Here is a 13,630-nt window from a genome sequence, read left to right as displayed (position 1 = left end):
CGATGGGCGGCGTATGCCGGATGCTTTGGGTGTGAGTTCCCGGACTGAAGTCCGGGCTACGGCTCAGTGGCATGGGCTTCAACCGGGGCGAAGCCCATCATTGCCGGCGTGCGCGTGGGCATCAGCCATTTCCCACGCGCCAACTGCATTGCCCCTTCAAGTGTCACTTCATAGCCTCTGCAACCTGGTGGTACGGCGTTGCCCTCAAGCGGGCTGGGGTGTTCGTGGTGTGCTTTGTCGGGAGTGGGCTAATACAAGACCCGGAAGGGGAATAGGCCCGGCCTTCTACGTGGGGTTTCTTAACTTCCGGCACCCATGAATGCGGGACTGCCTTTGCTGTCGCTCTACGTCTGTCATGTCGGGAGTGGGCTAATACAAGACTCGAAAGGGGAATACGCCCGGCCCGTCTCTGGTGGGTTTCTTAGCTCCCGGCCCCATCACGGCAAAGAAGCGATCAGCCCGTAGCCCGGACTTCAGTCCGGGAGCCCACGCCCAGCCCATACACCCGGTGCATCCGACACGCGCCGACCTCCGTAGGATGGGCTGAGCTGTGCGAAGCCCATCATTGCCGGCGTGCGCGTGGGCGTCAGCCATTTCCCACGCGCTAACGGCCTTGCTGCTTCCGGATGGCACCCATAGCCTCTGTCGCCGGCGCCTAAGAAACGCCCAATCAAGCAGCGGTCCACCGCTCCCGAAAGCTCAGCGGCTTTTTTGTGCTCGCGGCATACTCGCGCACGCAAAAATCTCTGTTATGTCGGGAGTGGGCTAATACAAGACCCGAAAGGGGAATACGCCCGGCCCTCTGCTTGGGGTTTCTTAACTCCCGACGCCAGCAGCCCTAAGAAAGCTGCCTTAAACAAGCAGAGGTCATGGACATGCCCGATTCCCCCCGTCACGACGACGAAATCCTTATTCCTTCCCTGTTCACCCGTCATCGCCGCCAGCTCCGTGCGCTGTTGCTGGACGACGAGCCCTGGTTCGTCCTCAACGACCTGGCGCGGCTGATCAACCGCGTGCCGCTCGACGAGCGCGCGCCCCGCAACCTGGACCCGGACCAGTTGCAGCCCGCCTGGGTGCGCGACAGCCGCGGCGAGTACCAGCGGGAGCTGCTGGTGAGCGACTGCGGGGTCTATGCGTTGCTGATCTTCTATTACCACCCGGAGAACAGCGGCATCCGTCGCTGGATCAGCCGCGAGGTGATCCCGCGCCTGCGCGAGGCCCAGCACCCGGATGCCCTGCGGCCTTACCGCGATGTGGTGCAGTGGCAGGCGTGCCCGCTGGAGGTGTTGCGCTGGCAGGGCAAGGCCTGGGTCCACCTGGGTGATTGCCCGGTCTTGCCCCAGGCCCGGCCCCGGGTCATCGGCTGATCGACAGGCGCGCAACCTGCGGGGCGGGCGATGTGCCCCGTAGCCCGGACTTCAGTCCGGGACCTGCCGCATGCCTGAACGCCCGCAATGATGGGCTTCGCACAGCTCAGCCCATCCTACGTGGCTGCCCAGCGTCGGGCGTTCCCGTAGCGCTCGATGGTGGCTGGGTGGAGCGCGATCCACCCCACGCGATGCCGCGTGCGCAATCCGTAGGATGCGGTGAGCTCGGCGAACCGCATCGCGTCCGAGCCGTGCCTGGCCCCGATGGGCTTCGCACAGCTCAGCCCATCCTACGGGTGCCCAGCGTCGGGCGTTCCCGTGGCGCTCGATGGTGGCTCGGTGGAGCGCGATCCACCCCACGCGATGCCGCGTGCGCAATCCGTAGGATGCGGTGAGCTCGGCGAACCGCATCGCGTCCGAGCCGTGCCTGGCCCTGATGGGCTTCGCACAGCTCAGCCCATCCTACGGGTGCCCAGCGTCGGGCGTTCCCGTGGCGCTCGTTGGTGGCTCGGTGGAGTGCGATCCACCCCACGCGGTGCCGCGTGCGCAATCCGTAGGATGCGGTGAGCTCGGCGAACCGCATCGCGTCCGAGCCGTGCCTGGCCCCGATGGGCTTCGCACAGCTCAGCCCATCCTACGGGTGCCCAGCGTCGGGCGTTCCCGTAGCGCTCGATGGTGGCTGGGTGGAGCGCGATCCACCTCACGCGGTGCCGCGTGCGCAATCCGTAGGATGCGGTGAGCTCGGCGAACCGCATCGCACCCGAGCCGTGCCTGGCCCTGATGGGCTTCGCACAGCTCAGCCCATCCTACGGGGGCCTAGGCGATCCCCTGGCTCTTGAGCCAGCCCAGCAGTTGCGGCAGGGGCAGGGCGCCGCTCTGGCGGGCGATTTCGACGCCGCCCTTGAACAGGATGAGCGTGGGGATGGAGCGGATGTTGAGCTGCCCGGCCAGTTGGCGGTTGGCTTCGCTGTCCAGCTTGCCCAGGCGGCAGCGGCCCTGGAGCTGGGCGGCGGCTTGCTGGTAGGTGGGGGCGAAGGCCTTGCAGGGGCCGCACCAGTCGGCCCAGACGTCCACCAGCAACGGCAGGTCGCCGCGCAGTTGCTTGGCGAAGGTGGCTTCGCTGAGGTCGAAGGGGCTGGCCGGCAGCACGGCGGCCTTGCAGTGGCCGCAGCGGGGCGAGTCGCCCAGGCGGTTGGCGGGGATGCGGTTGAGGCCGGCGCAGTGGGCGCAGGGAATCATCAGGGGATCGGTCATGGTCGGCTCCGGATCAGGTTTCCCTGATCTGGAGCCGAGCGGCCGAATATCAAGCCCCGCGCGTCAGCCGCGCGATGCCTCCAGGGCCTGGCCGAGGTCGGCGAGGATGTCGTCGATGTGCTCGATGCCGATGGACAGGCGCACCATGTCCCGCGGTACGCCGGCCTTTTCCAGCTCTTCATCGTTGAGCTGGCGGTGGGTGGTGGAGGCCGGGTGGCAGGCCAGGGACTTGGCGTCGCCGATGTTCACCAGGCGCACCACCAGGTTGAGGGCGTCAATGAAGCGCGCGCCGGCTTCGGCGCCACCGACGATGCCGAAGGAGAGGATCGCCGCCGGCTTGCCGCCGGTGTAGCGCTGGGCCAGTTCGTGCTCGGGGTGGTCCGGCAGGCCGGCGTATTTCACCCAGGCCACCTGGGGGTGGGCCTGGAGGAACTGGGCGACCTTCTGCGCGTTCTCGGTGTGGCGCTCCATGCGCAGGGCGAGGGTTTCCAGCCCCTGGAGGATGAGGAAGGCGTTGAACGGCGACAGGGCGGCGCCCATGTTGCGCAGCGGCACCACGCGGCAGCGGCCGATGAAGGCGGCGGGGCCGAAGGCTTCGGTGTAGGTGACGCCGTGGTAGGACGGGTCGGGGGTGTTGAGCAGCGGGAAGCGGTCCTTGTGCTCGGCCCAGGGGAACTTCCCGGAGTCGACGACGATGCCGCCGATGCTGTTGCCGTGGCCGCCGATGTACTTGGTCAGCGAGTGCACGACGATGTCGGCGCCGTGCTCGAAGGGGCGGCAGAGGATGGGCGTGGCGACGGTGTTGTCGACGATCAGCGGCACGCCATGGCGGTGGGCGGCGGCGGCCAGGGCGGCGAGGTCGATGATGTTGCCGGCCGGGTTGCCGATGGATTCGCAAAACACGGCCTTGGTGCGCTCGTCGATCAGTGCTTCCAGGGCGGCGATGTCGTCATGGGCGGCGAAGCGTACCTGGATGCCGGAGCGCGGCAGGGTGTGGGCGAACAGGTTGTAGGTGCCGCCGTAGAGCTTGGCCACCGAGACGATGTTGTCGCCGGCTTCGGCGACGGTCTGGATGGCGTAGGTGATGGCGGCCATGCCGGAGGCCACGGCCAGGGCGCCGACGCCGCCTTCCAGCGCGGCGACGCGCTTCTCCAGCACGTCGTTGGTGGGGTTCATGATGCGGGTGTAGATGTTGCCGGCGACCTTGAGGTCGAACAGGTCGGCGCCGTGCTGGGTGTCGTCGAAGGCGTAGGAGGTGGTCTGGTAGATCGGCACGGCCACGGCCTTGGTGGTCGGGTCGGGGCTGTAGCCGGCGTGGATGGCAAGGGTTTCCGGTTTCATTGGGCCTGCGTTCCTTCAGGGTGCGATGGAGGTGCGCAGCATGGAAAACGCCGGGGCCCCGGGTCAATGACCTCGGGCAACTGAAGGGGGGTGTTCTTAGACCGAAAAACCTGGGGGCTAGAACCGGTCAGCGCAGTGCCATGTAGATGTTGAAGGCGCTGATGAGGGTGATCAGGGTGCCGACCAGGGTCAGCAGGGTGCGCGCCGGCAGCTTCTTGCACAGCAGGGCGGCGAAGGGCGCGGCGAACAGGCCGCCGAAGACCAGGCCGGCCACCATGAACCAGGTGTTCAGCTCGCCGGCCAGGAGGATGAAGGAGGTGGCGCTGGCGATGGTGAGGAAGAACTCGGCGAAGTTCACCGAGCCGATGGTGGTGCGCGGGTCACTGCCCGAGCCCAGCAGGCTGCTGGTGACCACCGGGCCCCAGCCGCCGCCACCGGCGGCGTCGACGAAGCCGCCGAACAGCGCCAGCTTGGCCACGTGCTTGGGCGCGCGGCGCTGGGCGACGTGGCGGTAGGCCTTGCTGAGGATGTACAGGCCCATCAGCAGCAGGTAGGCGGAGATGAAGGGCTTGAGCACGGCGCCGTCGAAGGAGGTGATCAGCACCGCGCCGAGCACGGCGCCGATGATGCCGGGCAGCAGCAGGCGCAGGAACAGGGATTTGTTGACGTTGCCCAGCTTGACGTGGGAGATGCCGGAGAGGCCGGTGGTGAACACCTCGGCGATGTGCACGCTGGCGCTGGCCGCCGCTGGCGAGGCGCCTGCGGTGAGCAGGAAGGTGGTGGCGGTGATGCCGTAGGCCATGCCCAGGGCGCCATCCACCACCTGGGCGAGGAAGCCCACGGCCACGGCGCTCCAGAAGCTGGGGCTGGTGAGGGCGCGTTCGATGATGTCGAGGCCGGTTTCGCCGCCGTGGTCACCGAAGAACAGGCGCCAGGCGAGGAAGCCGAGCAGGCTCACGAGGATCAGCACCGCGACCCACATCGCGGCGCGCAGCACCGGGTGGTTGTCGGGGTGGGTGACGAAGTCCTCGACGGGGGGGATGCCGAGCGCCTGGTGTTCGCTGTTGACCGGGCTCTGGCTGAGGTCGAGGTTGCGGATCTTCATGAGGGGTACGGCGCCTGACAGTGGGTGGTAGAACAGGCCGGAGCAAGCAGGCGGCGAAGATAAGCGGCTTTGCTTAGAGAGTCTAAGAAGATTTCCGCAGGTTCTTATTCCATTTGATTCAAGTGGGCATCGGCCTTCGGGCTGTACCGGCCCATCCCTCGGCAACTGTATGCGCCGCCCGGCATGGGCCCTGGGCTAGGCTGGGGGCCGTTCTATGGGAGGTGTGCAATGAAGATGCTGGGTGTTCTGGGCGGGATGAGCTGGGAGTCGACCCTGAGCTACTACCGGTTGCTCAACGAGGGGGTGCGTGCGCGCCTGGGTGGCCTGCATTCGGCGCCGCTGCTGGTGCATTCGGTGGACTTCGCCGACATTGCCGCGCTGCAGGCCGGCGGCCGCTGGGACGAAGCCGGCCAGCGTCTGGCCGAGGCGGCGCAGGGGCTGGAGCGGGTCGGTGCCGGGGCGCTGCTGCTGGCCACCAACACCATGCACAAGGTGGCCCCGGCCCTGGAGGCGGCGCTGGCGATTCCGCTGCTGCACATCGGCGATGCGGTGGGCCACAGCCTGCAGGCGATGCAGGTGGACAACGTGGCCCTGCTGGGCACCCGCTTCACCATGCAGGAAGCCTTCTACCGCGAGCGCCTGGCGCAGCGCTTCGGCATCCGTGTGCAGGTGCCGGGGGCGGAGGCGATGGCCGAGGTGGACCGGGTGATCTACGAGGAGCTGTGCCAGGGCCGCTTTCTGCCGGCCTCGCGGGACTTCTACCTGGCCGAACTGGAACGCCTGCGCGCATCCGGGGCCCAGGCGGCGATCCTCGGCTGCACCGAGATCGGCCTGTTGCTGGAAGGCTGTGAGGCGCCGCTGCCGCTGGTGGACAGCACCGAGCGGCACGTGGCGATGGGGCTGGAGTGGTTGCTGGCGTCCTGAAGAACTCCAGGAGGCTGAGTCCCCCTCTTCTGCTGTGAATCTCCAAGGCTTCGCAAGCACCCGATCCCTGCCCCTCTCCGGAAGGGGGAGGGGAAAATCCGAAGCGCACCATGAAGTCCTGCTGGGCTCGGGGGGTGATGCAGGGACACTGCCCCTTCAGAAGGCCGAGCGCAGTCGTTGCGCAGGGGGACGAACGGCATGGATGCCGTGAGAGGCGCGCCAGGCCATGGATGGCCCATCGCGCCGGCCCCCGGAGCAACGATGGAGCGAGGGAAGTCCCGCGAAGCGGGACCCGGATGCTGGGGCGAGCCTTTTTGGTTTCTTTTTTGTGGGCGGCATTCCGACGACTGAAAAAAGAAACTCGCCCGGCAAGGCGAAACAGGCGACATCAATTGAGCCCAAGCGTCTGCTTGTTCTCCTAATGCATCTTTCAGGAGGAACAACTGATCTCCAGGTGCTTGCCCCACTCCGGCGGGCGTTCGGCGTAGCGCTCCATGCCGGGCTGTTCGTCGAAGGGGCGGGCGAGCACGGCGTGGAGCTGGCGCACTTCGCTGTAGTCCCCCTGCTCGGCGGCCTCGATGGCACGCTGGGCCAGGTAGTTGCGCAGGATGTAGCGGGGGTTCACGGCGTGCATGCGCTGGCGCCGCTCGGCCGGCTCGCCACCGTCGCGGGCGGCGCGCTGGCAGTAGTCGGCGGCCCAGGCGTCGAAGCCGGCGAGGTCGACGAACTCGTTGCGCAGTACGGCCACGGCCTGCTCGGGCGCGTCTTCGCCGAGGCGGCGGAAGAAGTCGGTGTAGTCCACCGCGCTGGTCTGCATCAGTTGCAGCAGGCGCTGCACCCGGTCGGCGTCGTCGTCTTCGGCACGGGTCAGGCCGAGGCGGCGGCGCATCAGGTCCAGCCAGTGGGCCTGGTACAGGGGCAGGAACAGCCCGAGGGTTTCGCGCAGTTCGTCCACCTCCACCTGGGGCGTGAGGGCCTGGGCGAGGGCGGCGAGGTTCCAGTGGGCGATGGGCACCTGGTTGCTGAAGCTGTAGCGGCCGCTGTCGTCGGAGTGGTTGCAGATGTGGTTGGCGTCGAAGTCGTCGAGGAAGGCGTAGGGGCCGAAGTCGAAGGTGATGCCGAGGATCGACATGTTGTCGGTGTTCATCACGCCGTGGCAGAAGCCGTAGGCCTGCCAGCGGGCGATGAGTTCGGCGTTGCGCTCGACGATGTCGCGGAACATCGCCGCCCAGGGGCGCTCATGGTCCTGCAGGTGGGGGAAGTGGCAGGCCAGGACGTGCTCGCCGAGGGCCTGCAGCTGCTCGTGCTGGCGGGTGTAGTAGAAGTATTCGAAGTGGCCGAAGCGCACGTGGCTGGGCGCCATGCGCAGCAGGGTGGCGCCGGTTTCGCGGCGTTCGCGGTAGACCGGGGTGCTGGAGCCGATCACGCACAGGGCGCGGCTGCTGGGGATGCCGAGGGCGTGCAGGTGTTCGCTGGCGAGGAATTCGCGGATGGAGCTGCGCAGCACGGCGCGGCCGTCGCCCATGCGCGAGTAGGGGGTCTGCCCGGCGCCCTTGAGGTGCAGGTCCCAGTGCTCGCCGGCCTGGTTGACCACTTCGCCCAGCAGCAGGCCGCGGCCGTCGCCGAGGCGCGGGTTGTAGGCGCCGAACTGGTGGCCGGAATAGACCATGGCCCGGGGCGCGGCGTCGGCCCAGAGGCGGTGCCCGCTGAACAGTTCGGCGAACAGCGGGCTGTCGGCTTCGGCCGGGTCCAGGTCCAGCAGGGCCAGGGCGGCGGGGCTGGCCACCACCAGGCGCGGGTCGTCCAGCGGGTCGGGCAGCACTTCGGTGGAGAAGGCGTCACCGAGGCGGGCGAAGCGGTTGTCGAATTGCAGGGCGTCGAGCGCTTTCATGGGGCGGGCCTCAGACCGGGGGCGGGGGCACGGGCTTGTCCGTGGCAGCGGCAGCGGCGGCCTGGGCAATCCGGCGTTGCTCCAGGGTCAGGCCGTCCTGTTCCAGGTTCTTGACGTAGACGTCCACCTGGCGGAAGGCGATGTCGATGCCGTGCTTGGCGAACTCGCGGTCGATGAAGCGGTTGATCTCGTCGGTGGCCGGGTTGCGGTCGCCGAGATCGCGCACATGGATGCGCAGTTCGTGGTCGAGGGTACTCTCGCCGAAGGTCAGGAAGTAGACCGAGGGCGCCGGCTCCTTCAGCACCCGCACGTTCTCCTGGGCGGCCTGCAGCAGCAGTTTGCGCACCAGCTCCAGGTCGGAGCCGTAGGCGACGCCGAGCTTGAGGGTGACGCGGGTGACGGTGTCGCTGAGGGACCAGTTGATCAGTTGCCCGGTGATGAAGGTCTTGTTCGGGACGATGATTTCCTTGTGGTCGAAATCGGTGATGGTGGTGGCGCGGATGCGGATCTTGCTCACCGTGCCGGAGAGGTTGCCGATGGTGACCACGTCGCCGATGCGCACGGGGCGCTCGAACAGGATGATCAGGCCGGAGATGAAGTTGGCGAAGATCTCCTGCAGGCCGAAGCCCAGGCCCACGGAGAGGGCGGCCACCAGCCATTGCAGCTTGTCCCAACTGACGCCGAGGGTGGCCAGGGTGCTGACGATGCCGATGGCGACCAGGGTGTAGGAGAGCAGGGTGGTGGTGGCGTAGGCGCTGCCCTGGGCGAGCTTCATCCGCGAGAGCACCAGCACTTCCAGCAGGCCCGGCAGGTTGCGCGCCAGGGCGGCGGTGATGCCGACGATGATCAGCGCACCGAGCCCGTCCAGCAGGCTGATGGGCACGTGGGTGGCGGCGTCGCCGGTGCCGGAGACGTACTGGTAGAGGGTGATCTGGTCGAGGTAGGCGAACACGGTGATGAGGTCGGCCCAGACCAGGTACAGGCAGGCGATGAAGCCGCCCAGCAGGGCCAGGCGGATCAGCCGCAGGGACTGCTGGTTGACCTGCTCGATGTCCAGCACCGGCTCTTCGACCACCACTTCGTCGCCGTCGGGGGTTTCCCGCGGCTGGGCCTGGCGCTTGGCGATGGCGCGGGCGTAGGCGAGGCGCCGGGCGGCGACCGCCAGGCCACGGACGAAGGTGGCTTCGATGATCAGCACGAAGATCAGCAGGTAGAGGGTGTTGATCAGGCGGTCGGTGAGCTTGAGCGAGGTGTAGTAGTAGCCGAAGCCCACGGCGACCATGAACACCAGGGGTAGCAGGATGAAGGCGATGCCGATCAGCAGGCGGAAGGGCGAGGTCTGCTCGCGCATCGGTTCGGCCAGCAGCAGGTTGCTCAGCACCAGGGCCATCAGGGCGTAGCAGGTGAGCACGACGATGATGCCGATGACGTCGTCGGCCAGGGCCTGGGGCTGGTGCTCAGCGACGGTCACCACGGCGACCAGGGCCATGACCACGACGCCGAGGCGGCGGATCTGCTTGCTCAGCAGGGCCACCTGCGGGCGCGGCCAGCGGAAGTGCAGCTCGGCGACGCCGCCCGGGGCGAGGATGCGGTACAGGGTGTAGAACACCAGCCAGGCCAGGGCCATCTCCAGCAGGGCGTCGCCGAGGGTGGCGTTCTGGCCGCGGGCGTCGATGTGCAGGGCAAGGCCGCAGAGGGCGAGGAACAGGGTCACCGGCAGCGCCAGCAGCACGTTGAGCAGCAGCGCCAGGGGCGTGTGCATCTGGCTGTCGCGCTTGTAGTGGCCGATGTCGCGGTGCAGGTCGGCAAGCTTGCTGTACAGCCAGCCGCGCCGCCAGAGCAGGGCGCTGATCAGCAGCAGCAGGGGGATGAACAGCCAGGGCTGATCCACCAGGCCTTCCCAGAGTTCGGCGATGCCTTCACCCCAAGGTAGCTGGAGGATCTGGTTCTTGAGCCGTTGCGGAGCGTACTTGAGCCAGGCCAGGTCCAGCGGCTTGTTGCTGGGAATCCAGAACATCTGCTCTTCGAGGGTGTTGCGCAGGGCCTGGGCGGTGGCGGCGAGCTGCTTCTGGTTGAGCTGCAGGGTGATGGATTCGTTGAGCAGGGCGTTGAGTTCGCGGCCCAGGCGGTCGAACAGCTCGATCCGGGTGGTGGCCAGGTCCAGCAGGGTTTCGCGCAGGTCCGGGGTGACCTGTTCGGGCGGTTGGCGGGTGAGCAGGGTGTCGACGTAGTCCTGCGGGTTGCCCATCTTGTCGCGCTGCTGGCCCAGTTCGAACTGGTAGAGGCGGATGTCGGCGATTTCGTCGGCGAGGTTGGCGTCCAGGCGCAGGTGCGGCAGGGCCTGCTTCTGCTGGTAGAGGATCTTGGACAGCAGCAGGCTGCCCTTGAGCACGCTGATCTGCTCCTCCAGGGCCTGGTCGGCCTGGCTGAGGGCGTCCAACTGCTGGCGGGTGCGCAGGTTCTGCTGGGTCAGTTCGTTGAGGCGGTCGGTGGCGCGCAGCAGGTAGTCGGAGAGCTTGAGGTTGGTGGCGCTTTCGGCGGCCAGCAGGCTGTCGGGGGTGGCCTTCTGCGCTTCGCGGGAGAGTTCGGCGACGGTCTGCTCGGAGCTTTCCCGGCGCTTGACGTTGATCAGCGATTGCAGGTCCTGGCTTTCCTGCTCCAGGCGGTGGATGCGCTCCACCAGCAGGTCGCGGCGGCTGTTGCCGAGGTCCTGCAGCAGGCTGTTGCCGGCCAGCTCCTGGCGGCGCAGTTGGGTCTGGGCTTCGAGGGCGGCCAGTTCGGCGTTGTACTGGTCGCGCAGTTCGTCGCTGAGGGGCTTGCCGCCTTCCTTGCCGACCTTGAGCAGGGCATTGAGCTGCTGGGTGCGGGCCTGGTTGCTGCTGATCTCGGCCTGGGCGCGCTCGGGGCGGGTCTGGGCGGTGATGATCAGGCTGTTGGCTTCGGCCAGTTGCTTCTGCCCTTCGGAGAGCTGGGTGCTGCGCTGGCTGAGCACCTGCTCCAATTGGGGGAGGCTGGACTTGGCGTAGCGCTCGTTCACCGGCACCTGGCGGGTGGCCTTGAGCCGTGCCAGTTCGCGCTGGGCGTCGCTGATCTGCCGGGGGGCCTCGGCCAACTGGCGCTTGAGGTCGGCCAGGCGCTTTTCGCTGTCGGCCTGGTTCTCCAGCAGGGTGAGGGTCTGTTCGAGGACGGCCTTGAGGGCCTTCTGTTCGGCCTCCGGCAGCTTGCGCTCGGCGAGGGTGTCCAGGCTTTGCTGGACTTCGGTGCTGCTGGGCGGGGCGGCGGCGTGGGCGCCGGGGCTGAGCAGGCAGAGTCCGAGCAGGGCGGCAGTGAGTAAGGGGCGCAGGGAGGGCATGGTCGCGTGGGCGGCTCTGGTTGGGTTGCGGTGAATCTTATGCCTGCGTGGCGGGCCGGTTGTGGTGCCCGGTCACGCGGCGTTGATCAGGTCGCTGCTGCCGGCAGCAGCTTAGCTGGAACGGTCGCTGTCAGAGGAACAGGCCCGGTCCGGGGCGGGCGTGTCCTTCGGGGAATCTGACGCCGACCTTGCGCACCTTGTTCCCTTCCATCAGGGCGACGGTCCAGGTCAGGCCGTTCCACTCCACCTGGTCGCCTACTACCGGCTCGCCGCCGATCTCGTGGGCGATGAAGCGGCCCAGGGGCTGGTTGCCGTCGATGTCGTCCAGGCGTAGGCCATAGAGGGCGGCCACGGCGGAAAGTTCGGCATCGCCTTCGAGCACGAAGTCGCCGAAGAAGCGCAGGTCCAGGCCGCGCTGGGGGGCCTGGCTGAACAGTTTGCCGAGGCCGGGCAGGTCCTGTTCGTGGCCGACCACGCAGAGGATGTCGCCCGCCTCCAGTACGGTGGAGCCGGAGGGGTGCAGCAGTTCGGTGCCACGGAACAGGGCGGCGATACGGGTGCCTTCGGGCATCTTCAGTTCGCGCAGGGCGGCGCCGATGCACCACTTCTCGGCGCCCAGGCGGTAGACGAACAGCTCCCACTCGCTGGTGGGGTGCACCTCCAGCCCGGCGCGGGAGATGGGCGCCGGCTCCGGTGGCACGGTGACCCGCAGCAGTTTGGCCGCCCAGGGCAGGCTGGTGCCCTGGAGCACCAGCGACACCAGGACGATGAAGAAGGCGACGTTGAAGAACAACTGGGCATTGGGTAGGCCGGCCATCAGCGGGAACACCGCGAGGATGATGGGCACGGCGCCGCGCAGGCCGACCCAGGCGATGAAGGCTTTTTCGCGAGTGTGGAAGGCGCGGAAGGGGATCAGCCCGACCGCCACCGACAGCGGGCGGGCGACGAGGATCATCCACAGCGCCAGGCCCAGCGCCGGGAGGATGATGGGCAGCAGGTCATGGGGGGTGACCAGCAGGCCGAGCACCAGGAACATGCCGATCTGCGCCAGCCAGGTCAGGCCGTCGAGCATGTGCAGGATGCCGTGGCGCGAGCGGATCGGGCGGTTGCCGAGGAACAGGCCGAACAGGTACACGGCGAGGATGCCGCTGCCGCCCACGGTGTTGGTGATGGCGAAGACCAACAGGCCACCGGCGACGATCAGCAGGGGATAGAGGCCGTTGGCGAGGGTGAGGCGGTTGATCAGTTGCAGCATCAGCCAGCCGCCGCCCAGCCCCAGCAGGGCGCCAAGGCCGAACTGCTGGGCGATGTGCGCCGGGAAGCTCCAGCTGAAGCCGGTCTGGCCGCTGCTGAGCATCTCGATCAGGGTGATGGTCAGGAACACCGCCATCGGGTCGTTGCTGCCGGATTCGATCTCCAGGGTGGCGCTGACCCGCTCGTTGAGCCCGCGCCCGCCCAGCAGGCTGAACACCGCTGCGGCATCGGTGGAGCCGACGATGGCGCCGATCAGCAAGCCCTCCAGCAGGCTCAGGTCGAACAGCCAGGCGGCGGCCACGCCGGTCAGGCCGGCGGTGATCAGCACCCCGACCGTGGCCAGTGACAGCGACGGCCAGAGGGCCACGCGGAAGGTCGCGACGCGGGTTCGCAGGCCGCCGTCCAGCAGGATCACGGCCAGGGCCAGGTTCCCCACCAGGTAGGCCTGGGGGTAGTTGTCGAAGACGATGCCGCCCGGCCCGTCGTTGCCGGCGAGCATGCCGACCACCAGGAAGATCACCAGGATCGGGATGCCGAAGCGCGAGCCGAACGCGCTGACGAGGATGCTCATGCCCACCAGCAACGCGCCGACCAGGAACAGGCTGTTGATGGTGGTTGCATCCACGTTGGCGGAACTCCTGCAAGGGGTACGAGGGCGGGGCGGGGAGGTGCATGCAGCGTGCATGCCAGCCGGATTCTAACCCGCCGACCGCAACGGCCCGCAAGCACAGTTTGGCCATGATCCGCAGGTTTTTTGGAACGGGTCTGACGGGGGCGGGGAGGTTTTCGACCTGTCGGTCGACGTGTTGGGCTTTGGGGCGGATGACTGGGTTCCGCAGGGCGGGGGACGTTCTTCCCCTCGCTGTCGGTTGCTGCGCAGGCGATCTCAAGGCTTCTGGGACGGTGGTTCCAGCTTGGTGCGGGTTCTTTTATCTGAGTCACAGTTCTGAGAGGAAGGGGTGCAACTGGTCGTGTGGCCGTTGTGTGGCGCCATGTGCTCCGTAGGATTTGCGCCCCGATGTCGATGTGCCACCACTCCAAGGACGGTCATCATGCGCACGCAGCCGTTTGCAGTCGGCTTCTGCCTGCTGTTGTTTCCTGTTTTCCAAGTCTTTGCCGCCGATCCCGTGGTGCCGTCCCCT

8 protein-coding genes are annotated in these 13,630 nt (G+C 67.6%); 2 read left to right on the top strand and 6 right to left on the bottom strand.

The features are described from left to right. The first annotated feature begins 875 nt into the window (after positions 1-875). Positions 876-1,367 (top strand): phage antirepressor, encoded by a 492-nt coding sequence (locus A7D27_RS22890; protein WP_165677832.1) that lies wholly within the window; start codon positions 876-878, stop codon positions 1,365-1,367. Positions 1,368-2,183: 816 nt separating this feature from the next. Here the strand turns inward: A7D27_RS22890 and trxC are convergent. The 3 genes from trxC to A7D27_RS22875 form a co-directional block, all read right to left on the bottom strand. Further along, a complete protein-coding gene (gene trxC / locus A7D27_RS22885) occupies positions 2,184-2,621 on the bottom strand; it encodes a thioredoxin TrxC (RefSeq protein ID WP_069566189.1) in 438 nt (145 codons plus the stop codon). A 63-nt stretch (positions 2,622-2,684) separates the two neighbouring features. Beyond that, a complete protein-coding gene (locus A7D27_RS22880; RefSeq protein ID WP_069563457.1) occupies positions 2,685-3,962 on the bottom strand; it encodes a bifunctional O-acetylhomoserine aminocarboxypropyltransferase/cysteine synthase in 1,278 nt (425 codons plus the stop codon). A gap of 127 nt (positions 3,963-4,089) precedes the next feature. Next, positions 4,090-5,067, bottom strand: coding sequence for a sulfite exporter TauE/SafE family protein (locus A7D27_RS22875; protein ID WP_069563456.1), 978 nt, complete (start codon positions 5,065-5,067; stop codon positions 4,090-4,092). Between the two features lie 228 nt (positions 5,068-5,295). Here A7D27_RS22875 and A7D27_RS22870 point away from each other — a divergent pair, with 228 nt between their 5' ends. Then, complete coding sequence (locus A7D27_RS22870; protein WP_069563455.1) at positions 5,296-5,991, top strand: aspartate/glutamate racemase family protein; 696 nt, start codon at positions 5,296-5,298, stop codon at positions 5,989-5,991. Between the two features lie 430 nt (positions 5,992-6,421). Here A7D27_RS22870 and selO read toward each other — a convergent pair whose 3' ends face one another. The 3 genes from selO to A7D27_RS22855 all read right to left on the bottom strand — a co-directional run bounded on the left by selO (position 6,422) and on the right by A7D27_RS22855 (position 13,113). Next, positions 6,422-7,882 (bottom strand): protein adenylyltransferase SelO, encoded by a 1,461-nt coding sequence (gene selO / locus A7D27_RS22865; protein WP_069566188.1) that lies wholly within the window; start codon positions 7,880-7,882, stop codon positions 6,422-6,424. A gap of 10 nt (positions 7,883-7,892) precedes the next feature. Next, on the bottom strand, positions 7,893-11,234 hold the full coding sequence (gene mscK, locus A7D27_RS22860; protein WP_069566187.1) for a mechanosensitive channel MscK: 3,342 nt from the start codon (positions 11,232-11,234) through the stop codon (positions 7,893-7,895). A gap of 130 nt (positions 11,235-11,364) precedes the next feature. Further along, the gene (locus A7D27_RS22855) at positions 11,365-13,113 is read right to left on the bottom strand and encodes a potassium/proton antiporter (RefSeq protein WP_069566186.1); all 1,749 of its coding nucleotides are present in this window, start codon (positions 13,111-13,113) and stop codon (positions 11,365-11,367) included. Positions 13,114-13,630 lie beyond the last annotated feature (517 nt).

This window comes from Pseudomonas sp. 1D4 (assembly GCF_001728925.1).
Lineage (GTDB): Bacteria > Pseudomonadota > Gammaproteobacteria > Pseudomonadales > Pseudomonadaceae > Metapseudomonas > Metapseudomonas otitidis.
Note: the sequence above shows the minus strand (reverse complement) of the source record. Positions and strands in the feature narration are given on the sequence as shown.